The 20,530-nt window shown below is 73.6% G+C and carries 20 protein-coding genes; 11 read left to right on the plus strand and 9 right to left on the minus strand.

Annotation, left to right across the window (positions count from 1 at the left end):
* Nucleotides 1–38: 38 nt before the first annotated feature.
* Together IH80_RS0103525 and IH80_RS0103530 are read right to left on the minus strand one after the other, a co-directional pair.
* Nucleotides 39–809, minus strand: coding sequence for a glucose 1-dehydrogenase (locus IH80_RS0103525; protein ID WP_030957581.1), 771 nt, complete (start codon nucleotides 807–809; stop codon nucleotides 39–41).
* A 65-nt stretch (nucleotides 810–874) separates the two neighbouring features.
* Nucleotides 875–1,489 (minus strand): SanA/YdcF family protein, encoded by a 615-nt coding sequence (locus IH80_RS0103530; protein WP_234432111.1) that lies wholly within the window; start codon nucleotides 1,487–1,489, stop codon nucleotides 875–877.
* Between IH80_RS0103530 and IH80_RS45660 the strand changes: the two genes are divergently transcribed.
* From IH80_RS45660 to dnaG, 5 genes are all read left to right on the plus strand, one after another.
* Complete coding sequence (locus IH80_RS45660) at nucleotides 1,488–1,784, plus strand: hypothetical protein (protein ID WP_234432112.1); 297 nt, start codon at nucleotides 1,488–1,490, stop codon at nucleotides 1,782–1,784. The two genes, IH80_RS0103530 and IH80_RS45660, sit on opposite strands and share 2 nt — an antisense overlap.
* A gap of 227 nt (nucleotides 1,785–2,011) precedes the next feature.
* The gene (locus tag IH80_RS0103535) at nucleotides 2,012–2,734 is read left to right on the plus strand and encodes a sirohydrochlorin chelatase (protein ID WP_051808738.1); all 723 of its coding nucleotides are present in this window, start codon (nucleotides 2,012–2,014) and stop codon (nucleotides 2,732–2,734) included.
* Between the two features lie 36 nt (nucleotides 2,735–2,770).
* Complete coding sequence (locus IH80_RS0103540; protein ID WP_030957587.1) at nucleotides 2,771–4,096, plus strand: deoxyguanosinetriphosphate triphosphohydrolase; 1,326 nt, start codon at nucleotides 2,771–2,773, stop codon at nucleotides 4,094–4,096.
* A gap of 93 nt (nucleotides 4,097–4,189) precedes the next feature.
* Nucleotides 4,190–5,464, plus strand: a complete 1,275-nt coding sequence (locus IH80_RS0103545; RefSeq protein ID WP_030957589.1) for an NAD(P)/FAD-dependent oxidoreductase — start codon at nucleotides 4,190–4,192, stop codon at nucleotides 5,462–5,464.
* 34 nt (nucleotides 5,465–5,498) lie between these two features.
* Nucleotides 5,499–7,427, plus strand: coding sequence for a DNA primase (dnaG, locus tag IH80_RS0103550; protein WP_030957591.1), 1,929 nt, complete (start codon nucleotides 5,499–5,501; stop codon nucleotides 7,425–7,427).
* On the opposite strand, the gene IH80_RS0103555 is transcribed toward dnaG, so the two are convergent.
* Nucleotides 7,424–7,918, minus strand: coding sequence for a gamma-glutamylcyclotransferase family protein (locus IH80_RS0103555; RefSeq protein ID WP_051808739.1), 495 nt, complete (start codon nucleotides 7,916–7,918; stop codon nucleotides 7,424–7,426). The two genes, dnaG and IH80_RS0103555, sit on opposite strands and share 4 nt — an antisense overlap.
* A 312-nt stretch (nucleotides 7,919–8,230) precedes the next feature.
* Here IH80_RS0103555 and IH80_RS0103560 point away from each other — a divergent pair, with 312 nt between their 5' ends.
* Nucleotides 8,231–8,773, plus strand: a complete 543-nt coding sequence (locus IH80_RS0103560; protein ID WP_063757244.1) for a hypothetical protein — start codon at nucleotides 8,231–8,233, stop codon at nucleotides 8,771–8,773.
* Between the two features lie 130 nt (nucleotides 8,774–8,903).
* The gene (locus IH80_RS0103565) at nucleotides 8,904–9,533 is read left to right on the plus strand and encodes a class F sortase (protein WP_030957597.1); all 630 of its coding nucleotides are present in this window, start codon (nucleotides 8,904–8,906) and stop codon (nucleotides 9,531–9,533) included.
* A 14-nt stretch (nucleotides 9,534–9,547) separates the two neighbouring features.
* Here the strand turns inward: IH80_RS0103565 and IH80_RS0103570 are convergent, their stop codons facing one another.
* The 3 genes from IH80_RS0103570 to IH80_RS0103580 all read right to left on the minus strand — a co-directional run bounded on the left by IH80_RS0103570 (nucleotide 9,548) and on the right by IH80_RS0103580 (nucleotide 12,221).
* Nucleotides 9,548–10,324 (minus strand): sulfite exporter TauE/SafE family protein, encoded by a 777-nt coding sequence (locus IH80_RS0103570; protein ID WP_030957599.1) that lies wholly within the window; start codon nucleotides 10,322–10,324, stop codon nucleotides 9,548–9,550.
* Between the two features lie 36 nt (nucleotides 10,325–10,360).
* Nucleotides 10,361–10,633 (minus strand): hypothetical protein, encoded by a 273-nt coding sequence (locus IH80_RS0103575; RefSeq protein WP_030957601.1) that lies wholly within the window; start codon nucleotides 10,631–10,633, stop codon nucleotides 10,361–10,363.
* 292 nt (nucleotides 10,634–10,925) lie between these two features.
* A complete protein-coding gene (locus tag IH80_RS0103580; RefSeq protein WP_030957603.1) occupies nucleotides 10,926–12,221 on the minus strand; it encodes a ferric reductase-like transmembrane domain-containing protein in 1,296 nt (431 codons plus the stop codon).
* 157 nt (nucleotides 12,222–12,378) lie between these two features.
* Here IH80_RS0103580 and IH80_RS0103585 point away from each other — a divergent pair, with 157 nt between their 5' ends.
* From IH80_RS0103585 to nirD, 3 genes are read left to right on the plus strand one after another with little or no spacing between them, the layout of a single operon-like run.
* Nucleotides 12,379–13,725, plus strand: coding sequence for an NAD(P)/FAD-dependent oxidoreductase (locus IH80_RS0103585; protein ID WP_030957604.1), 1,347 nt, complete (start codon nucleotides 12,379–12,381; stop codon nucleotides 13,723–13,725).
* Nucleotide 13,726: 1 nt separating this feature from the next.
* The gene (gene nirB / locus IH80_RS0103590; protein ID WP_030957605.1) at nucleotides 13,727–16,252 is read left to right on the plus strand and encodes a nitrite reductase large subunit NirB; all 2,526 of its coding nucleotides are present in this window, start codon (nucleotides 13,727–13,729) and stop codon (nucleotides 16,250–16,252) included.
* Complete coding sequence (nirD, locus tag IH80_RS0103595; protein ID WP_030957607.1) at nucleotides 16,249–16,581, plus strand: nitrite reductase small subunit NirD; 333 nt, start codon at nucleotides 16,249–16,251, stop codon at nucleotides 16,579–16,581. Before nirB ends, nirD begins: the two co-directional genes overlap by 4 nt.
* A gap of 21 nt (nucleotides 16,582–16,602) precedes the next feature.
* On the opposite strand, the gene IH80_RS0103600 is transcribed toward nirD, so the two are convergent.
* Complete coding sequence (locus tag IH80_RS0103600; RefSeq protein WP_030957609.1) at nucleotides 16,603–17,016, minus strand: VOC family protein; 414 nt, start codon at nucleotides 17,014–17,016, stop codon at nucleotides 16,603–16,605.
* Between the two features lie 123 nt (nucleotides 17,017–17,139).
* Entirely contained in the window at nucleotides 17,140–17,595 is a 456-nt protein-coding gene (locus IH80_RS0103605; RefSeq protein WP_030957611.1) for a group III truncated hemoglobin, read from the minus strand.
* A gap of 440 nt (nucleotides 17,596–18,035) precedes the next feature.
* On the opposite strand from IH80_RS0103605, the gene IH80_RS0103610 reads away from it, so the two are divergent.
* On the plus strand, nucleotides 18,036–19,196 hold the full coding sequence (locus IH80_RS0103610) for an alkaline phosphatase PhoX (protein ID WP_030957612.1): 1,161 nt from the start codon (nucleotides 18,036–18,038) through the stop codon (nucleotides 19,194–19,196).
* 93 nt (nucleotides 19,197–19,289) lie between these two features.
* Here the strand turns inward: IH80_RS0103610 and IH80_RS0103615 are convergent, their stop codons facing one another.
* Nucleotides 19,290–20,288 (minus strand): ArsR/SmtB family transcription factor, encoded by a 999-nt coding sequence (locus IH80_RS0103615; protein WP_030957613.1) that lies wholly within the window; start codon nucleotides 20,286–20,288, stop codon nucleotides 19,290–19,292.
* Nucleotides 20,289–20,530 lie beyond the last annotated feature (242 nt).

Consider the following 20,530-nt stretch of genomic DNA (forward strand, 5'->3'; position numbering starts at 1 on the left):
CCGACGGCACGCACATGGTGCGCGCCCGCCGGGTGGGGTCAGTGGCCCGTCAGGTGTTTCACCGTCAGGCCCGCGGTCCAGCCGCCGTCCACCGCGAGCTCGGCACCCGTGATGTAGCCGGCGGCGTCGGAGAGCAGGAACGCGACCGCGGCGGCCACTTCCTCGGGGACGCCGACGCGGCCCATCGGGGCGCCCGGGTAGTTGCCCTCGCCCGCCCGGATGCCGACCGGGGCGGTCATGGGGGTCAGCGTCATCCCGGGGTGCACGGAGTTGACGCGGATCCCCGCCTCGGCGAGCTCGACCGCGCCGATCTTCGACAGGCCGCGCACCCCCCACTTGGAGGCGCCGTACCCGGCGGTGAGCGCGAGCCCGGTCAGGCCGGCGGCGGAGGAGATGTTGACGATGGACCCGCCGCCCTGCGCGCGCAGCAGCGGGACGGCGGTCCTGATCCCGATGAACACGCCGACCAGGTTGATCTCGACGACGCGGCGGAAGCTCTCGACGCTCTCGTGTTCCAGCAACCGGCCGGAGGCTATGCCGGCGTTGTTCACCAGGCCGTCGATCCGGCCGAACTCGGCGACCGCGTAGTCCAGCGCCGCCGCCCAGTCGGCCTCGCTGGTCACGTCGTGCCGCAGGAAGCGGGCCGCGCCGCCGAGCTTCGCGGCGGTCTCGGCGCCCTCCGCCTCCAGCACGTCGGTGATCAGGACCCGGCCGCCGCCGTCCACGACGGCCTGCGCCGCCGCGGCTCCCAGTCCCCGGGCCCCGCCGGTGATGACGACGGCCTTGCCGCCCAGATCCACTCCAGCCACGGTTCCACCCCTGACGCTCGCACCGGCCGACCTCGCATATGACGATTCGTCATATGCGGCGGTGCTCACTCTGCCAGAGCCGCCAGGGCCCGCGACACCCCGTGCTCCTTCGGTCCCAGGAAGTGCGGGGCCGGCTTGAGGGCCGCGTCCACGGCCGCCTTGCCGGCTGCGAGGAACTCGCGCGCCTGGCCGTAGCGCCAGGTGGCGTCGTGCACGTCGGCGACCCCGACGCCGTACGAGTCCAGGCCCGCCGCCTGGCACAGGGCGACGGCCCGGCGTATGTGGAAGCCCTGCGTGACCAGCACGGCCCGGTCGACCCCGAAGATCTCCTTGGCCCGCACGCAGGAGTCCCAGGTGTCGAAACCCGCGTAGTCGCTGACGATCCGCTCGTCCGGCACCCCCTTCCCGGTCAGGTAGGTGCGCATCGCGTCGGGCTCGTCGTACTCCTTGCGGCTGTTGTCCCCGGTGACCAGCACCACCCTCACCTTGCCCGTGCGGTACAGCTCGGCGGCGGCGTCGAGCCGGTCGGCGAGATAGGGGGTGGGCCGCCCCCGCCACAGGCCTGCTCCGAACACCACCGCCACGTCGGCGGCGGGCGCGTCGGCCGTCGTCCGGAGCCGGTCGGCGGCCGACGCGTGCGTCCACGCCGACGGGAGCAGTGCCAGCACACAGCCCGCCATGACGGCCTGCACCGCCAGCCGTCTGCCCCGGACTCCCCGCAGCCGCCGCGGCCACCCCGCCCGCCGGTCCGCCACCGCTCTCACCGCCACGCCCGCGCGCGCCCTCGCCCGCACCCTCACCGTCGCCATCGCCGTCGCCCAGCCCTTGATCTTCATGACCGCCCCTCCCGCACAGCGCCCGCACACGCCGTTCGCACACCCGCTCATCCGCGCACCTCGTTCGCACACATTGACGATCACCAACGGCCCGGAGTTCCACCACCACCCCCTTTCACTCGTACGAAGGACCGAGTGAGCCCCCCGCAAACACCTGTCACCCCGGCGCAACGCACCGGCAATCTGCAACCCGCAGGATCGGTTCATGACGGAGCCGGTGCACCCTCCCGACAACCTCTCCCTTCCTTCGTTCCCCTCCCTCCCGTTCGGCAGCGCGGCCGAGCTGCTGACCCGGATCACCGCCCAGCTCGGCACGCAGCTCAGCGGGCTGCGACCGCCCCGCACCCGCCCCCTCGGAGACCCCCCATGGAGCAGCCCGTCCTCGTCGCCGTGGCCCACGGCAGCCGCGACCCGCGCGCCCTGCACACCGCCCTCGCCCTCCTCGAACGGGTCCGCGAGCTCCGCCCGCGGCTCGACGTCCGGCTCGGCCACGTCGAGCTGAACGAGCCGCTGCTCGACGACACCCTGCGCGCGGTGTCCGGCGCCGCCGTGCTCGTCCCGCTGCTGCTCGGCCGCGGGTACCACGTCAAGCGCGACCTGCCCGCGGCAGCCGCCCGGGCCACCCACCTGGACACCCGCGTCGCCGCCCCGCTGGGACCGCACCCGCTGCTCGTCGAGGCCCTGTACGAACGGCTCGTGGAGGCCGGCTGGACCGCCGGAACCGCCGTGGTGCTCGCCGCCGCCGGTTCCCGCGACCCCGAGTCGGCCGCCGACACCCGCCGCACCGCCGCCCTGCTCTCCGGCCGCCTCGGCGATGTCCCGGTGGTGCCCGCCTACGCCTCGGCCGCCGCGCCCACCGCCCCCGAGGCCGTCCGGGCGCTCACCGCCCGCGGCCACCACCGGATCGCGGTGGCCTCGTACTTCGCCGCTCCCGGCCGGTTCGCCACCCAGACCGCCGCGGCCTCGCCCGCCCTCGCGGCCGCCCCGCTGGGCGACCACCCGGCCGTGGCCCGGCTGTTGCTGCACCGCTACGACGAGGCCCTGCGCCGCCCCGCCTCCCGCACCCGGCCGGAACTCGTCTCCGCCTGATCCCGGTTTGTCAGTCGTTGCGGTTACCGTCTTGTCATGGAAGGCACCACGCACGCCCCCGCAGACGACCTCGACTCGCCCTACGGCCCGGCCGACACCGAGCGCTGGGCCGCCGAGCCCGACAAACGCCCCGGCCGCACCGCCTTCCAGCGCGACCGCGCCCGCGTCCTGCACTCCGCCGCGCTGCGCCGCCTCGCCGGGAAGACCCAGGTGGTCACGCCCGGCACGCGCTCCTACGACTGGGACGCCAGCCCCCGCACCCGCCTCACGCATTCCCTGGAGTGCGCCCAGGTCGGACGGGAGCTCGGCGCCGCGCTCGGCTGCGACCCCGACCTCGTCGAGGCCGCCTGCCTCTCGCACGACATGGGTCACCCGCCCTTCGGCCACAACGGCGAGGAGGCGCTCAACGAGTTCGCGAAGGACTGCGGCGGTTTCGAGGGCAACGCCCAGTCGCTGCGCCTGCTGACCCGGCTGGAGCCCAAGCGGTTCGTGCCCGGCCCGGAGGGCGGGGAGCCCGTCAGCGTCGGCCTCAACCTCACCCGGGCCTGCCTGGACGCCGCCACCAAGTACCCGTGGGCCCGCGGCGGCCACCCGACCGACCCGGACTCGGTCAAGTTCGGGGCGTACGAGGACGACCTGCCGGTCTTCGAGTGGCTGCGCCTCGGCGCGCCCGCCGACCGCAAGTGCTTCGAGGCGCAGGTCATGGACTGGGCGGACGACGTCGCGTACTCCGTGCACGACTTCGAGGACGGCCTGCACGCCGGGCACCTCGACCCCAACCTCCTGTTCGCCGAGCCCGAGCGCGCGGCGATCTGGCAGGTCGCCATCGGCCGCTACGTCCCCGCCGGCACCTCCCCCGAGGAGCTGCGGGCCGCCCTCGACCGGCTGATGGAGCAGGAGTGGTGGCCGCACGGGTACGACGGCTCCGCGGTCGCCCAGGCCCGTCTGAAGGACGCCACGAGCCAGCTGATCGGCCGCTTCTGCCTGGCCGCCGAGGGCGCCACCCGCGAGGCGTACGGATCGGGCCGCCTCACCCGGTACGGCGCCGAACTGGTAGTCCCGCGCGAGGCGCGCCACGAGTGCGCGGTCCTCAAGGCGGTCGCCGACCTGTACGTCATGCAACGCGACGAGCAGGAGCGCATCCGCGCCGACCAGCGCATCGTCCTGGCCGAACTGGCCGAGGCGCTCAGCGCCCGGGCCCCCGATGGGCTGGACCCGCAGTTCCGGGCCATCTTCGACGCCGCCCCGGACGAGCGGGCCAGGAAGAGGGCGGTCATCGACCAGATCGCGTGTCTCACCGACGCTTCCGCCCGTTCCCTGCACGCGCGTCTCACCCGCCGCACCCGACGCGCCGAAGGGTGAGCTGATCGAGCCACTCCCCCTTCACGCGGCAGGCTCAGTGAGGGACGCTCGCATGTGGTCGCATGTGGCGCAGAGGTTATGAGGAGGCATCAGGTGGTCGACGCACACCGGACATTCGTCATCGTCGGTGCAGGGCTCGCGGGGGCGAAGGCGGCCGAAACACTGAGGTCCGAGGGGTTCACGGGGCGGGTGATCCTCATCGGCGACGAGCGTGACCATCCGTACGAGCGCCCCCCGCTGTCCAAGGGGTTCCTGACGGGCAAGGAGGAGCGGGAGAGCGTCTTCGTGCACGAACCGTCCTGGTACGCCGCCTCCGACATCGAGCTGCACCTCGGCCAGCCGGCCGTCCACCTCGACCGGGAGGCCAAGAAGGTCGTCCTCGGGGACGGCACAGTCGTGCACTACGACAAGCTGCTGCTGGCCACCGGCGCCGAGCCGCGCCGCCTGGACATCCCCGGCACCGGGCTGGCCGGAGTGCACCACCTGCGCCGACTCGCGCACGCCGAGCGGCTGCGCCACGTCCTGGCGGGCCTCGGCCGGGACAACGGCCACCTGTTGATCGCGGGCGCCGGATGGATCGGCCTGGAGGTCGCCGCGGCGGCCCGCGGGTACGGCGCCGAAGTGACCGTCGTCGAGCCGGAGGCCACCCCGCTGCACGCCGTGCTCGGCCCCGAGATCGGCCGGCTCTTCGCCGACCTGCACGCCGACCACGGGGTCCGCTTCCACTTCGGCGCCCGGCTGACCGAGATCATCGGCCAGGACGGCATGGTGCTGGCCGCCCGTACCGACGACGGGGAGGAGCACCCCGCGCACGCGGTGCTCGCCGCGATCGGGGCCGCGCCGCGGACGGCCCTCGCCGAGACCTCCGGGCTCGCCCTCGTGGACCGGGAGCACGGCGGCGGGATCGCCGTGGACGCCGCGCTGCGCACCTCCGACCCCGACATCCACGCGGTCGGTGACGTGGCGGCCGCCCACCACCCCGTGCTCGGGACCCGGCTGCGCGTCGAGCACTGGGCCAACGCGCTGAACGGCGGCCCGGCCGCCGCCCGGGCGATGCTGGGTCACGACGTCACCTACGACCGGGTGCCGTACTTCTTCTCGGACCAGTACGACGTGGGCCTGGAGTACTCCGGGTACGCCCCGCCCGGCGGCTACGACCAGGTGCTGATCCGCGGCGACGTCGGCAAGCGGGAGTTCATCGCCTTCTGGCTGTCGGAGGGGAAGGTCCTCGCCGGAATGAACGTGAACGTGTGGGACGTCACCGAGCGCATCCAGGCTCTGATCAGGTCAAAGGCCCCGGTGGACCGCGAGGCCCTCGCGGACCCGTCGGTTCCGCTTGCCTCGCTGATCCCGGCGGAGGGGGCCTGACGGGTTTGTCCGCGCCCGGCCGTAGACTTCACGGGTGGCAGGACGGATCAACGACGACGACGTGAAGGCGGTACGGGACGCGGTCCCGATCGACGCCGTGGTCTCCGACTACCTCCAGCTGCGCAACGCGGGCGGGGGCAACCTCAAGGGCCTGTGCCCCTTCCACGACGAGAAGTCCCCTTCCTTCCAGGTGAGCCCCAGCAAGGGCCTCTACCACTGCTTCGGCTGCCAGGCGGGCGGGGACACCCTCGACTTCGTCATGAAGATCGACCACCTCTCCTTCTCCGAGGCGGTCGAGCGCCTGGCCGGCCTGGCCGGGATCACCCTGCGGTACGAGGAGGGCGGCTACACCGCCGGCACCAGCGGCCGCGGTGAGCGCATCCGGCTGGTCGAGGCACACCGGGAGGCCGCCCGGTTCTACGTCGACCAGCTGGACGGACCCGAGGCCGAGATCGGCCGCAGGTTCCTGGCCGAGCGCGGCTTCGACCAGGCCGCGGCCGCCCACTTCGGCGTCGGGTACAGCCCGGCCGGATGGGACCACCTGACCCGCTTCCTGCGCGGCAAGGGCTTCACCGACAAGGAACTGATCACTTCCGGGCTCGCCCAGGACAGCCGCAGCGGCAAGCCGATCGACCGCTTCCGCGGCCGGCTGATGTGGCCGATCCGCGACACCAGCGGCGAGGTGGTCGGCTTCGGCGCGCGCAAGTTGCGCGACGACGACAACGGGCCGAAGTACCTGAACACGCCCGAGACCGCGATCTACAAGAAGTCCCAGGTGCTGTACGGCATCGACCTGGCCAAGAAGGAGATCGCCAAGACCTCCCGGGCCGTGGTCGTCGAGGGCTACACCGACGTCATGGCCTGCCACCTGGCGGGCGTCACCACCGCCATCGCGACCTGTGGCACCTCCTTCGGCGGGGACCACATCAAGATCCTTCGCCGTCTGCTGATGGACAACGCCACCGCCGAGGTGATCTTCACCTTCGACGGTGACGCGGCCGGGCAGAAGGCCGCCCTGCGGGCCTTCGAGGACGACCAGAAGTTCGCGGCCGAGACCTCGATCACCATCGCCCCCGGCGGGATGGACCCCTGCGACCTGCGCCTCGCACAGGGCGACGCGGCCATCGTCGCCCTGGTGGAGGCCCGCACCCCGCTGTTCGAGTTCGCGCTGCGGCACATCGTCGCCCGGCACAACCTGGAAAACCCGGCGGGACGGGCCGCCGCGCTGGACGAGGCGGCGCCGGTCGTCGCCAACATCAAGAACATCGCCATCCAGCACGAGTCGGCGGTCCAGCTGGCCGGCATGCTGGGCATCCGCGACGAGCAGTTCGTGGTCAAGCGGGTCGCGCAGCTCGCCCGGTGGGCGCGCGAACGCGGCCAGGGAGGCCAGGGCGGCGCACCGCAGGGGGGCCGGCCCGGCGGGAACCACCAGCGGGGCCGTCAGGCCTACGAGGACGCGCCCGCCGCCCAGCCGGCCGGCGGCCCCGCGCTGAACCTGCGCAGCCCCGCCCACCGCACCGAGCGCGAGCTGCTGAAGCTGGCCCTCCAGCGGCCCGCGCTGGTGTCCCCGGCCTTCGACGCCTACGGGATCGACGAGTTCACCGCGCCGCCCTACGCCGCCGTGCGGCGGGCGATCCAGGACGCGGGCGGCGCCGCCTCCGCCGCCGAGGACTATGTGGCCCGGGTGCGCGAGGCCGCGCCGAACGACACCGTGCGCGCCCTCGTCACCGAGCTGGCGGTGGAGGCGATCCACGCGAAGACGGTCGACGAGGTCTACGCGGGGGTCCAGCTGGTCCAGGTCCGGCTGCGCGCGGTCGACCGGCGGGTCCACGAGATCCAGGGCTCGCTGTCACGGCTCGGCGTGCAGGCGCCGCCGGAGCAACTGGCGGCGGTCCAGGAGGAGCTGTGGGTGCTCCAGCAGTACGGGCAGCGCCTGCGCAACCGCGGCGCCGAGGGACTCTAGGACATCTCCCGGCCGGCCTCAGGGTCGTGTCCGGACGGCTCGGCCGAGCGGTTGAACCAGTCTCCCCCGGGTATCTCCGTCCCCCTTTCCCGCAGGTCGCGGGCGATCAGCGGGGACGCCAGGTAGACCCAGGCGCGCACCGCGGTGCCGTCGGGGCGCAGGGCCTCACGGGCGAACCGGTCGTAGACGTTCCCCGGCCGCCCCGGCCCCTCGTACTCCTCCAGCCGGTCCAGCTCGGCCAGCAGCTCCCGGTACGCGCCGGGCTCGGCGGTGATCAGCTCCCCGACGACGGCGGTGCCCGGCCGGTGGACCGCGAACGGATAGCCCGGACCGTCGTAGAGGACCGCGTCCGGCAGGGTGGCGGGCTCCTCGGCGGCCGTGCGGCCGCGCAGGAACAGCGCGTGGTTGACCTCGCCGGGGCGCAGGGTCCCGTACACGAAGAACGGGAGCGCGGCGGTGGTCGTCTCCTGCGGCCGTTCGACCGGTGTCACGGAGCCCTCCCTCGGTTGTGGCGCAGCGCTCCACGGCCGGGCCGGCAGTCCCGGCTCCGCTGCGCCCCACCACCGTACGCACCGCTGTCGCACGACCGGCCGGCGCCTGTGCGCAACAGCCTCGGCGGCCGTCCGGGGCACCGGGTCACCCGGACGGCGCGGGCGGCCCGGATGGCTGCACTCCCACCTTGACCTGCGGGAACGTCCCGCAGTGACACACAGCGGGGCTGACCTGACGGGACATCAGCAGGCGCGGGACGGGCGGGCCGGGTTTCCTCGGACACACGACCCCGTGTCCTCAGGGAGAGTCCCATGCGCCGACGTACCGCACACGTGCTGACCGCGACCGCGCTGACCGCCGTCGCGTTCACCGGCCCGGTCGCCGGCGCGGTCGCCGCCGCGGACCTCGGCATGGTGGGTTTCGCACCCGGGGACTTCGCCCCGCTGGAGGTCTGGCCGAAGTCCGCCGCACCGGGGGCCACCGTCACCGTGAACACCACGGCCTGCGGCCCCGGAAGCCACGCGGACGGCGATGCCACCACGGTCGGCGGCGGCCGGTTCAAGCTGGTCCCGGGCACCCACAAGGAGGTGGTCGTGGGGCAGTTCCAGGTGGCCCGCGGCACCCGTCCCGGCACCTACGGCATCGGCGCGACCTGCGCGAACGGCAAGTTCGCGACCGGCGACCTGGTGGTCACCGAGCGCGGCCCGCAGGGTCACGTCAACTCCGGGGTGGGCGGTGGCACGACCACCACCACCGACCCCGCCAAGATCGCGGCGGGAGCGGCCCTGCTGGCCGCCACCGCCGTCGGCGGTACCTGGCTCCTGCGTCGCCGGGCGAGCGGCACGCGGAGCTGACGGACGCCCACCGCGGCTCCGGCCGCGGTCCGACCGGTACCGTCCCCCGTCGCCCGCCCCGCGAGGTCCCCCCGTTCGCGGGGCCGGGCGACGGCCAGTCACCTTCGGACGAGAGGCGGAGGGGGTACGCATGGCCCGCGACTTCCGTCCGACCGCCCGCCACGGCGGCCTCGTCGCTCTCGCCGCCTGCATCGGCGTCTGGCTCGTGACCAGCGGCTCCCGGGAGCCGGTCGGGCCCCCGCTGCCCTCCCCCGCAGAAGCGCTCACCGCCGCCGGCGTCGTGGGCCCCGGCATCGCCCCGCTGGTCGGCTCGCCGCCCGGGCGGATCAGGATCCCCTCCATCCGGGTGGACGCCCCGCTGATCGGGCTCGGGCTGGACCGCAACGGCCACCTCGAGGTGCCTCCGCCCGACCGGCGCGACCTCGCCGGGTGGTACCGCGAGGGCATCACCCCGGGCGCCACCGGCACCGCCGTGATCGCCGGGCACGTGGACGACTCCGCCGGGCCGGGGGTGTTCTACCACCTGGGTGCGCTGCGCCGCGGCGCCTCGATCGAGGTCCCGCGCGCGGACGGCCGTACGGCGGTGTTCACGGTCCACGCGGTGGAGGTCCACGACGCCAGGACCTTCCCGGACACCCGGGTGTACGGCCCCTCCCCGCGCGCCGAGCTGCGGGTGATCACCTGCGGCGGCGGGTTCTCACCGCGGACGGGCTACCGCGGCAACGTGGTCGTCTTCGCCCACCTCACCGCGACGTACTGACCGGCCGGGGCCGGTCAGCCCCACTGCTCCAGGCCGAGTTTGACCACCAGCGCGCCGACCACGGTCAGCAGCACCCCGCGGACGAAGCCGCTGCCCTTCTTGAGCGCCATACGGGCGCCGATCATGCTTCCGGCCAGGTTGAACACCGCCAGCAGGGCGGCGAGCTGCCACAGCACCATGCCCTGGTAGGCGAACATCGCGAGCGCCCCCGCGTTGGTGCAGCAGTTGACGATCTTGGCGGTGGCGGAGGCGGTGACCAGGTCGAGGTGGAGCAGGGCCGTGAGCGCGAGCACCAGGAAGGTGCCGGTGCCAGGCCCGATGAGGCCGTCGTAGAAGCCGATGCCCAGGCCGGCCAGACCGATGGCGAGCAGCACCCGGGCACGGCTGACGGGCGAGGTGGAGGGGGCGGTGCCGAAGCCGGGCCGGAAGAGCACGAACCCGGCGACGACCACGAGCACCACCATGATCATCGGCCGGAGTGCGTCCTTGCTGATGCCGCCTGCGAGCGCGGCGCCGCACATCGATCCGGCGAGCGCCGCCAGGCCGATGCGGACGGCCAGCTTCACGTCCACCGGGGCCTTGCGGACGTACGTCACGGCCGCACCGGCGGTGCCGACGATGGCCACTGCCTTGTTGGTGCCGAGGACGGTGGCGGGGTGTGCGTGGGGCAGGCCCAGCAGCAGCGCGGGCAGGAGCAGCAGGCCGCCGCCGCCCACCACTGCGTCGATCCAGCCCGCAGCCGCGGCCGCCACACACAGAACGATGATCATGGTCGTTGATATGTCAGGCACGAACCGACCCTATGGAGCTGTCGGTGCAGCGACCATTCATTTCCCGGAAAGTTGCGCAAAGGTTGAGCTTTGCCGGGCCGGGACCCGGTCCGGAGCCACCGGAGCGGCCGGTTCCACGACCGCCGTGAGGACGGTGGCGGCCAGCACGCCGGCCGCCCCCAGCCCCACCGCGAGCCGCCCCGCCGGGGGTACGAGGGCCAGCGCGGTCCGGACCGGCGAGGGTCTGCGCGGCTTGCGGTGCCGGGCGCCCGTCGCCGGGGCCGGGACTCCTACGGGCACGGACAGGGCGACGTGCAGCGGGTGACGCATGGGGCGATGACTCCTCGGGGACGCGGGAACGCAGGGGGACGGCGGCGTGACGACAGGGCACGGACGGGGCCGGTGCGCGGGCGGGGCGGTGCGGGGCGGTGCGGGGCGCGGGACGGTGCGGGCGGTGCACGGGGGGGTGCGCAGGCGGTGCGCGGACGGGACGGTGCGGGCGGTGCGCGGACGGGACGGTGCGCGGGCGGTGCACGGGCGGGACGGTGCGCGGGCGGTGCGCGGGCGGGACGCCGACGGGACGGTGCGGGCGCGGGACGGCACGGGGCGCACCCCTCGCGGCTCAGAAGCTGAAGCACTCCGTGTGGATCCGGCCGCCCGGCACCCCGGCCCGCAGCAGCGCGCCCCGGGTCGCCTCGGCCATCCCCGGCGGCCCGCACAGGTAGACGTCGTGCTCGGCCAGGTCGGGCACCAGCGCGGCCAGCGCCTGCGGGGCCAGCGGGTCGTAGGCGGCGCCCGACGGCCCCAGCAGGTAGTGCAGCCCCGCCCGCCGCTCGGCGGCGATGGCCTCCAGCTCGGCGCGCAGCACCAGATGCTCCTCGGTACCGGCCCGGTAGAGCAGGGTGATGTCCCCCGGGCCCCCCGGCAGCGTCTCGAACAGGGCCCGCATCGGGGTGATCCCGGCCCCGCCGGCGATCAGCAGCACCTTGGGCCGGGTCCGCCGGGCCGCGGTCAGCGCGCCGAACGGCCCGGTGGCGAGGACCCGTGTGCCGGGACGCAGCCGGCGGATGCGGCGGGAGTGCCCGCCGATCCCCTTGACGGTGATCCGCAGCGTGTCCCCGCGGACGGGGGCGGACAGGGAGAACGGCAGGGCGGTCGGCCACAGCCCCCGCTGCAGGAACCGCCAGCGCAGGAACTGCCCCGGTTCCGCGCGCAGCTCCGCCAGGTGCTCGCCCCGGACGACGACGGAGACGACCCCCGGCCCCTCGAAGCGGACCTCCGCGACCCGCAGCGCGTGCCGCACGGCCTGCCGTACGGGGACCACGGCGCGGTACCAGACCAGCAGCGCGGCGACGACGGCGTGGGCGAGTGCCCAGAACCAGACCGCAGCGACGAGGTCGGGCCCGGCGAGCTGATGGCCGAAGCCGAGGGCGGCCGCGAGGTATACGAGCAGATGCACCCCGCGCCAGGTTTCGTACGACATCCGGCGGCGTACCGCCCGGGCGGACGTCGCACCGACCGCGGCCAGGAGGACGGTCCCGGCCGCGGCGGCGGCTATGGCGGGGTAGCCGAGCAGCTCCCGGACGGCACGGACCAGGTCGGCCCCCGTGTGCACGGCGTATCCGAGCAGGGCGAACAGCCCGTGTCCGAAACAGAGGAGCAACACGTGGCGGCCGCCGAACGCGTGCCAGCGGGCGAGCCGGCCGGCGCCGACCCCGTGCTCGACCGCGGGCACCCGGGCCATCAGGAACAGCAGCACCAGCACCCCGTAACCGGCGAGCAGACCGGTCAGGTGCGCGGCGGTGGCGAAGAGCGCGTCGGGCCGCGCCGAGGGCCGCACCTGCACCGCCCAGAGCAGGACCACCACCCCCGCCCCGCCCAGGATCCCGCCCCTGACCCGCACCGCCACATCTCGCATGCGGCTCACGCTAAGGGCCCCTGCGGCGGCCCCGAGGGGCTTTAAGGCGGCCTTGAGGAAGGCCTCACCGACCCTTAAACCGGACGCTGAGGCCGGCGTTCCGTCCGGGTAACAGGGGCGATGCGGAGGGGAAACAGCGGCCGCGCACCCTCATGGCATGACCTCGGAAAAGCGTGTGGTGGTGATCGGCGGCGGCCTCGCGGGCCTGCGGCTCGCGGACCGGCTGGGCCCGGCCGCGGCGGTGACCGTCCTCGGCGAGGAGTCCCACGCCCCGTACAACCGGGTCCTGCTGGCCGAGGTCCTGGCGGGCCGGTACGCGCCGGAGGTGACCGCCCTCCCGGCGCCCGGCCCGGTGCTGCGGCGCGGTGTCCGCGCCGTGCGCGTCGACCGGGCGGAGCGGGCCGTGCACTGCGACGACGGCACGGTGGCCGGGTACGACACGCTGGTGCTGGCCACCGGCTCGAACGCGGTCCTCCCGCCGCTGCGCGGGCTGTTCGAGCCCGAGGGACGGGAACTGCCGGACGGGGTCCACGCGTTCCGCACGATGGACGACTGCCTCGCGCTCTCGGCGGCCGTGCGCCCCGGGGTGCGGGCGGTGGTGATCGGCGGGGGCCTGCTGGGCGTCTCGGCCGCCCGGGCGCTCGCCGCGCGCGGAGCGGTGGTGGTCCTGGCCCAGCAGGGCGAGCGCCTGATGGAACGCCAGCTGGACGCGGACTCCTCCGCCCTGCTGGCGACGCACCTGACCGGCCTCGGCGTGGAGATCCACACGGAGTGCCGGGTACGCGGGCTCGTCACCACAGGACCGCCCACGGCTCCGCTGCCGGGGCTCCGCCCCGGAGCCCGCGCCTCAAACGCCGCCGGGGCTGGTTCTCCAGCCCCGGCGTTCGAGGACCGGGTCCGGGCGGCGCCCGGGACACGGCGCGGCGCGGACACTGTGCGCAAGGTCACCGGCGTCGAGCTCGCCGACGGCTACCGGCTGGACGCCGACGTCGTCGTCCTCGCCTGCGGCGTGCGCCCCCGCACGGGCCTGGCGCAGGCCGCCGGTCTGGAGATCCGCAAGGGCATCGTCGTCGACGACGAGCTCCGCACCAGCGACCCCCGCATCCACGCCATCGGCGACTGCGCCGAGCACGCCGGGCAGGTCTACGGCCTCGCCGGCGCCGCCCTGGAGCAGGCCGACGCCCTCGCCGCGGTCCTGACGGGCGGCTCGGCCCCGTACACCGGCACGCGCGCCCTCACCCGCCTCACCCTCGGCGGGACCGGCGACGGCTCCCTGGACCTCGCCGCCTTCGGCGAGACCACCCCCCTCCCCGGCGACGACGTGGTCCGCCTCACCGACGGCACCCGGCGGACCTACCGCAAGGTCGTCCTGCGCGGCGACCGCCTCGTCGGCGGGGTGCTGCTCGGCGAACTCTCCACGGTGGGCGCCCTCGCCCGCACCTGGGAGGGCGGGGAAGCACCGCACGACCTGTTCCACCTGCTCACCGACGACGGAGGCCACTGACATGACCGAGCCCTCGCCCACGATCGTGCTCATCGGGCACGGCATGGTCGGCCAGCGCTACCTCGAAGCGCTCGCCGAGCGCGGGGTCACCGCCACGCACCGGATCACCGTGCTCTGCGAAGAGCCCCGGCCCGCCTACGACCGCGTGCACCTGACCTCCTACTTCTCCGGCAGCACCCCCGAGGACCTCTCCATGACGCCCGCCGGGTTCATGGAGGAGCACGGCATCTCCCTCCACCTCGACGACCCGGCCGAGCACATCGACCGGGAAGCCCGCACCGTCACCTCCCGCTCCGGGCAGGTGTTCCCGTACGACGTGCTGGTCCTGGCCACCGGCAGCTACCCCTTCGTGCCGCCCGTCCCCGGCAAGGAAGCCCCCGGCTGCTTCGTCTACCGCACCATCGAGGACCTCCTCGCCATCGAGAAGTACGCGAAGGACAAGACGACCGGCGCGGTCGTCGGCGGCGGACTCCTCGGCCTGGAGGCCGCCGGCGCCCTCCAGGGGCTCGGTCTCGCCTCCCGCATCGTGGAGTTCGCCCCGCGCCTGATGCCCGTCCAGGTCGACGAGGGCGGCGGCGCCGCCCTGCTGCGCACCATCGAGTCCATGGGCCTCACCGTCCACACCGGTGTCGGCACCCAGGAGGTGGTGACCGGCGAGGACGGCCGCGTCAGCGGAATGCGGCTCTCCGACGGCTCCACCGTCGCCACCGACCTCGTGGTCTTCTCCGCCGGAGTCCGCCCCCGCGACCAGCTGGCCCGCGACGCCGGGCTGGACGTCGGCGAGCGCGGCGGCATCGCGGTCGACGCCCGCTGCCGCACCTCCGACCCGCACGTCTACGCCATCGGCGAGTGCGCCCTCGCCGTCGACGGCCGCGTCTACGGCCTGGTCGCCCCCGGCTACGAGATGGCCGAGACCGCCGCCGACGACCTGCTGGGCCGGGAGAAGGAGTTCACCGGAGCCGACCTCTCCACCAAGCTGAAGCTGCTCGGCGTGGACGTGGCCTCCTTCGGCGACGCGCACGGCAACACCCCCGACAGCCTCGACGTCGTCTGGTCCGACTCCCGCTCCGGGATCTACAAGAAGCTGGTGGTCTCCCCCGACGGGGTCCTCCTCGGCGGGGTCCTGGTCGGCGACGCCGACGCGTACGGCCTGCTGCGCCCGCTCACCGGCAGCGTCCCGCCCGTCGCACCCGAGCAGCTGGTCCTGCCCGCGGGCGTCGGCGCACCCGTCGCGCTGGGCCCGTCCGCCCTGCCCGACACCGCGGTGATCTGCTCCTGCCACAACGTCACGAAGAAGGCCATCACCGCCTGCTCCACGCTCCCCGAGGTCAAGAAGTGCACCAAGGCGGGCACCGGCTGCGGCAGCTGCATCAAGGTGATCGGGCAGCTGCTCCCGGCCGCCGCCGACAAGGGGCTGTGCGGCTGCTTCCCGTACACGCGGGCCGAGCTGTACGAGATCGTCCGCACCCGCCGGCTCACCTCGTACGAGCAGATCCTCGACGGTCACGGCCGTCCCGAGGCGCGCGGCGGCGACGGCTGCGAGGTCTGCAAGCCGGCCGTCGGCTCGATCATCGCCTCGCTCGCCGCGACGCTCGGCGCGAGCGGCTATGTCCTGGACGGGGAGCAGGCCGCCCTCCAGGACACCAATGACCACTTCCTCGCGAACATGCAGCGCAACGGCTCGTACTCGGTCGTGCCGCGGATCCCCGGCGGTGAGATCACCCCCGACAAGCTGATCGTGATCGGCGAGGTGGCCCGCGACTTCGGCCTCTACACGAAGATCACCGGCGGGCAGCGGATCGACCTGTTCGGCGCGAGCGTGGACCAGCTCCCGCGGATCTGGGCACGGCTCGTCGACGCCGGGTTCGAGTCCGGTCACGCCTACGGCAAGGCCCTGCGGACGGTGAAGTCCTGCGTCGGGCAGACCTGGTGCCGCTACGGCGTCCAGGACAGCGTGCGGATGGCGATCGACCTGGAGCTGCGCTACCGGGGGCTGCGCGCCCCGCACAAGCTGAAGTCGGCGGTGTCCGGCTGCGCCCGCGAGTGCGCGGAGGCGCAGAGCAAGGACTTCGGGGTCATCGCGACGGCGAGCGGCTGGAACCTCTACGTGGGCGGCAACGGCGGCGCCACTCCGCGCCACGCCGACCTCCTCGCCCAGGACCTGTCGGACGCGGAGCTGATCCGGCTGATCGACCGGTTCCTGATGTTCTACATCCGCACCGCCGACCGGCTGGAGCGGACCTCCACCTGGCTGGAGCGGCTGGAGGGCGGCCTGGACCACCTGCGGGACGTGGTCGTGCACGACTCGCTGGGGCTGTGCGCGGAGCTGGAGTCCCTGATGGCCGACCACGTGGCGCACTACCGGGACGAATGGGCCGAGACGCTCCAGGACCCGGAGCGGCTGCGCCGGTTCGTGTCCTTCGTGAACGCGCCGGGCGCTCCCGACCCGACCGTGAAGTTCGTCCCCGAGCGCGACCAGGTCAAGCCCGACCTGGCCGTCCTGACCATAGGAGGCTCCGTCCGATGACCGTGGAACTGCAAGTGGCGCAGGGCTGGCTGACGGTGTGCGAGTTCTCGGCGCTCGTCCCCGGGCGCGGGGTCGCCGCGCTGCTGCCCGACGGGAGCCAGGCCGCGGTGTTCGTCGACCGCGCGGGCCGTGCGTACGCCATCGGCAACCAGGACCCCTTCACCGGCGCGCACGTGCTCTCGCGCGGCCTGGTGGGGGCGGCGGCGGGCCGGCCCTTCGTGGCCTCCCCGCTGCTCAAGCAGCGCTTCGACCTGGAGACGGGGCGCTGCCTGGACGACGAGGAGGTGGCGGTCCGTACCTACCCGGTGCGGACCGCCGCGACCTCCTGACCGGAAGGGGTGGGCCGGCGGTCAGTCCTGCTTCTGGACGACGGCCGGGTCCATCCACATGATCTCCCAGGTGTGGCCGTCGAGGTCGTCGAAGGCACGGCCGTACATGACGCCGTGGTCCTGGGCCGGTCGGGGTTCGGTGGCGCCTGCCGCCAGGGCCCCGTCCACCAGCTCGTCGACGGCGGCGCGGCTCTCGGCGCTCAGACACAGCAGGACCTCGGACGTCCTGGTGGCGTCCGCGATCTCCTTGTGGGTGAAGTCCTTGTAGCGGGCCTCGGTCAGGAGCATCGCGACGATGGTGTCGCTGATGACCATCGAGGCGCAGTTCTCGTCGGTGAACTGGGCGTTGAAGGAGTAGCCCAGCTTGCCCCAGAAGGCCTTGCTGGCGTCCAGGTCCTTGACGGGCAGGTTGACGAAGATCATGGTCGCGGACATCGAGGTCTCTCTTTCCGGCTGTTCGGTCGGTGCTTTCGAGAGGTAGACCGAAGGGCCGCCGAAAACTCATCGCCGTGCGCGACGTTTTTTTGAGGTTTTCTTCTCGACCGGCGAAACCGCAGGTCAGGCGGCCGAGCGCAGCTCCAGCGCCGCGAGGGGGACGAAGCCCGTGGTGCCCTCGCCCCGCAGGTCGGCGTCCGGGCCGGCGAGGCGCCGGTGGAGGGTCAGCGCGATCCGCTCGCCCTGGGCCTTGGCCCGCTCGGCGTTCGGCCCGCTGTGCAGCCCGTCGATCGTCGCGTGCCACAGCTGGACCCAGCGGCCGAAGTCGGCGGCGGTCAGCGTCCGCACCGAGTGCAGCGCGGCGTGCGGGGCGAAGGCGTTGCGCCGGTACGGGGCGGTGCGGAAGAGGGAGCGCTCCCAGAAGTCTGCGATCCGGGGCAGGTGGACCTCGAGGTCCGTGCCGGCGATGCGGGTGAAGTAGGGCCCGATCCGCGGGTCGGCGAAGGCGGCCGTGTAGAAGCGGCGCAGCACGACGTCGAGGTCGGCACGGCCCGAGATGTCGGCGGCGAAACGGTTCATGCCTCCACCGTCCTCCTCCCCCGGGCACCTTCCCAGGGCCCAAGGTCCCGTCATGGGTCGTTTCACGCCACCGTGTGCGGCCGCCTCCTAAACCCCGGGCGCCGAGACAGGCCGGAACTGGCGGGTGCGGCGCACCGGGCCGACCGTACGGCGGGCGCCGGGCCGCCGGTGTCTTCGCGGACGCGGCGCTGTGCGAACGCCGCCGGCCGTACGCCGGGCCGGGCGCGGGAATCCCGCCGGTGCCGATGCCGCGCGGGCCGGGGTGGGCCCGGGGAAAAAGGGCCGGGCGCCGCGAAATCCCCGCCGAGGGATTGAACGCCGAGCGGTCGCTCGGGCGTAATGAGGATTTGGCGCCGCGTCAACCGGCGTCTCCTAGGTTCCTCGACGCGTGCGACCCCGCGTCCGACCGGCCGCGGGGCCTTCCTCCCACAGGAGTGACCGTGGAACGTCGTACCTTCCTGCGCGGCGCAGTGATCGGTTCGTCGGCGGCCGCCTTCGGCGGCACGTTGATGCACGGGGCGGCCTACGCGGCGCCCGCCCAGCCCGGTGCCGGTCCCTACGGGGCGCTCGGCGCGGCCGACGCCAACGGGATCATGCTCCCGAGCGGTTTCACCAGCCGGGTGATCGCCCGCTCGGGCCAGACCGTCGGCGGCACCTCGTACACCTGGCACAGCGCCCCCGACGGTGGTGCCTGTTACGCCGACGGCTCGGGCTGGATCTACGTGTCGAACTCGGAGATCAACCCCTCCGGCGGCGCGAGCGCGGTGAAGTTCAACTCCTCCGGCACCGTGACCGGCGCCTACCGGATCCTGTCGAACACCCGGCAGAACTGCGCGGGCGGCAAGACCCCGTGGAACACCTGGCTGTCCTGCGAGGAGGTCGACCGCGGCTTCGTCTACGAGGCCGACCCGTACGGCGTGAACGCGGCGGTCCAGCGCCCGGCGATGGGCCGCTTCAAGCACGAGGCCGCCGCCGCCGACCCGGTCCGTCAGGTGATCTACCTGACGGAGGACGAGTCGAGCGGCTGCTTCTACCGCTTCATCCCCACCACCTGGGGCAACCTCTCCTCCGGCACCCTCCAGGTCCTCAAGGCCGGTACGGCCACCTCCGGCTCCTTCACGTGGCAGAACGTCCCGGACCCGGACGGCTCCCCGACGGCGACCCGCAGCCAGGTCTCCGGCTCCAAGAAGTTCAACGGCGGCGAGGGCTGCCACTACGCCAACGACACCGTCTGGTTCACCACCAAGGGCGACAACCGCGTCTGGCAGCTCAACCTCACGAACAACACCTACGAGCTGGCCTACGACGACTCGCTCGTACCCGGCGGCGCGGCTCCGCTGACGGGTGTCGACAACGTCACCGGCTCCTCCTACGGCGACCTGTACGTCGCGGAGGACGGCGGCACCATGGAGATCTGCGTGATCACCCCGGACGACGTGGTGGCGCCCTTCCTGCGGATCACCGGACAGTCCTCCTCGGAGATCACCGGCCCGGCCTTCTCGCCCGCAGGCGACCGGCTCTACTTCTCCAGCCAGCGCGGCACGAGCGGCAGCTCCTCCGGCGGCATCACCTACGAGGTGACGGGCCCGTTCCGGACCTGACGGACGTTCCCGCGGCCCCCGGTTCCCCCGGCCTCCGGCCCTGGTGGGGCCGGGGGCCGCCGTCGTATCAGGAGGCGACGGCCCCGCCGGCTCTCAGGAGGCCACGGCCCCGCCCTTGAGCAGCGCGGCTCCCAGCGGGGTCACGGTGTGCAGGACCGCGTTGCCGCGGCGCAGGGTGGTGACCAGGCCCGCCTCGCGCATCACGCAGGCGTGCTGGCTCGCGGAGGCCAGTGAGACCCCGGCCCGCCGTGCCAGCTCGCTGGTGGTCGCGCCGTCCCCGATGGCCCGCAGCACGACCGAGCGGGTGTGCCCGACCAGCTTGCCCAGGGTGCGCTGGCGCTGCTCCTCGGCGGGCCGGGCCGCCTCGCCGCTCCCCGGCGCGGAGGCCAGCTGCGCGGCGGCCGGGTACACCAGCACCGGCGGCAGTTCCGGGTCGTGCAGGGTCACTGCGGTGCGCCGGCAGAAGAAGGACGGCTGGAGCAGCAGCCCGCGTCCCCGCAGCCGTACGTCCCGGTCCACCGGGTAGTCGCACTCCAGTACCGGGGCCCGCCAGCGCAGCATGGGCGGCAGCGAGGCCAGCAGCTCGTCGGCTCCGCCGTCGAGCAACGCGCGGCCGCGTGCCGCCCGTTCGGCTTCTATCTGGGCCTGTATGTGGGTCCAGTACGGCTCCACGGCGGCCCGGTGGTAGGCGCGCAGCTCGCCCATCAGCCGCGGGAGCTGCTTGGTGCCGCCCTCCATGAAGTCCCGCAGCCGTGGTGTCGCGGGCGCGCCGGCGCCCAGCAGCTGGAGCTCCCGGCGCATGCGCTCGGGGCGGATCCCGCGCAGCGCGTCGAGGCCCACGTCCCACCCGTACTGCCCCTCCACAGGGGTCAGGAAATCGGGGAAATAACCGCGACTCGGTATGAGCATACCGAGCGTGCGTGTTTCACTATTCAACCTGCTCCGGGTTTCCGTACGCCATTCACCGAACAACCGGGCATCGCGCCGGTCTCTTAAGCGGTGAAAGCTGAGAATCGTCTCCCACAACGCATCGGGACGCCCTGCCATCCGTACGCGTGCCAGGTCCACTCCAGTGAAATGGATACGCAGCACCGAACCCCCACCTGTGCAACCGCAATCCCCCCGCCCCATGAGTATGCACGCAGTCACACGTGGTCACCACGCCCTTTCGGCCACAGTTGAAACCCCTTTCGGCAGGGGCGTGACAACCGAAATCCTGTACTCCGCCGGGCACACTCCGGTGCGACCGAAACGCTCCGCGAAGGCCGTGGGGGGCTTTGCGGGGCCTGGCGGTCGGTCGCACTGGGAAGCGCCGACGTGCCCGGCAGAATGAC

Origin of the sequence: Streptomyces sp. NRRL S-378, assembly GCF_000720645.1 — a bacterium.
Lineage (GTDB): Bacteria > Actinomycetota > Actinomycetes > Streptomycetales > Streptomycetaceae > Streptomyces.